Below are 1,496 nucleotides of genomic sequence, written 5' to 3'. Positions count from 1 at the left end.
CCCCCGCCCGAACCACCCGGCCGGCCCGTGAGGGTCGTGGGGTGTTGGGGGTGAATGGTATCTGTGTGTTGTTTCAGATACCGCACAGTGGACGCGTAGCTTCTTTGTGGTAAGTCCTCGGCCTATTAGTACCAGTCACCTCCACACGTTACCGTGCTTCCAGTTCTGGCCTATCAACCCGGTGGTCTGCCGGGGGCCTTACCCCCTCGAGGGGGTGAGAAACCTCATCTTGGAACAGGCTTCCCGCTTAGATGCTTTCAGCGGTTATCCCTTCCGAACGTAGCTAACCAGCAGTGCTCCTGGCGGAACAACTGGCACACCAGAGGTTCGTCCGTCCCGGTCCTCTCGTACTAGGGACAGCCTTCCTCAAGTTTCTAACGCGCGCGGCGGATAGAGACCGAACTGTCTCACGACGTTCTAAACCCAGCTCGCGTGCCGCTTTAATGGGCGAACAGCCCAACCCTTGGGACCTACTCCAGCCCCAGGATGCGACGAGCCGACATCGAGGTGCCAAACCATCCCGTCGATATGGACTCTTGGGGAAGATCAGCCTGTTATCCCCGGGGTACCTTTTATCCGTTGAGCGACACCGCTTCCACTTGCCGGTGCCGGATCACTAGTCCCGACTTTCGTCCCTGCTCGACCTGTCAGTCTCACAGTCAAGCTCCCTTGTGCACTTGCACTCAACACCTGATTGCCAACCAGGCTGAGGGAACCTTTGGGCGCCTCCGTTACATTTTGGGAGGCAACCGCCCCAGTTAAACTACCCACCAGGCACTGTCCCTGAACCAGATCATGGTCCGAGGTTAGATGTCCAATACGATCAGAGTGGTATTTCAACAACGACTCCACGAACACTGGCGTGCCCGCTTCACAGTCTCCCACCTATCCTACACAAACCGAACCGAACACCAATACCAAGCTATAGTGAAGGTCCCGGGGTCTTTTCGTCCTGCCGCGCGTAACGAGCATCTTTACTCGTAATGCAATTTCGCCGAGTCTGTGGTTGAGACAGCAGAGAAGTCGTTACGCCATTCGTGCAGGTCGGAACTTACCCGACAAGGAATTTCGCTACCTTAGGATGGTTATAGTTACCACCGCCGTTTACTGGGGCTTAAATTCTCAGCTTCGCCATTACTGGCTAACCGGTCCTCTTAACCTTCCAGCACCGGGCAGGCGTCAGTCCGTATACATCGTCTTACGACTTCGCACGGACCTGTGTTTTTAGTAAACAGTCGCTTCTCTCTGGTCTCTGCGGCCCCACCCAGCTCACCAAGCAAGTTGGATCACCAGACGAGGCCCCCCTTCTCCCGAAGTTACGGGGGCATTTTGCCGAGTTCCTTAACCACAGTTATCTCGATCGCCTTAGTATTCTCTACCTGACCACCTGTGTCGGTTTGGGGTACGGGCCGTGTGAAAGCTCGCTAGAGGCTTTTCTCGGCAGCATAGGATCACTGAATTCGCCTCAATCGGCTACGCATCACGTCTCAGGCTGA

General features: G+C 55.8%; 1 rRNA gene (only partly in view). It reads right to left on the bottom strand.

Annotation, left to right across the window (positions count from 1 at the left end):
• Nucleotides 1-105: 105 nt before the first annotated feature.
• Nucleotides 106-1,496, bottom strand: a 23S ribosomal RNA gene (locus tag AC1RIF_RS27210) (it continues 1,836 nt past the right edge of the window).

The organism is Prescottella sp. GW823-FHT02E09 (genome assembly GCF_058797375.1).
Note: the sequence above shows the minus strand (reverse complement) of the source record. Positions and strands in the feature narration are given on the sequence as shown.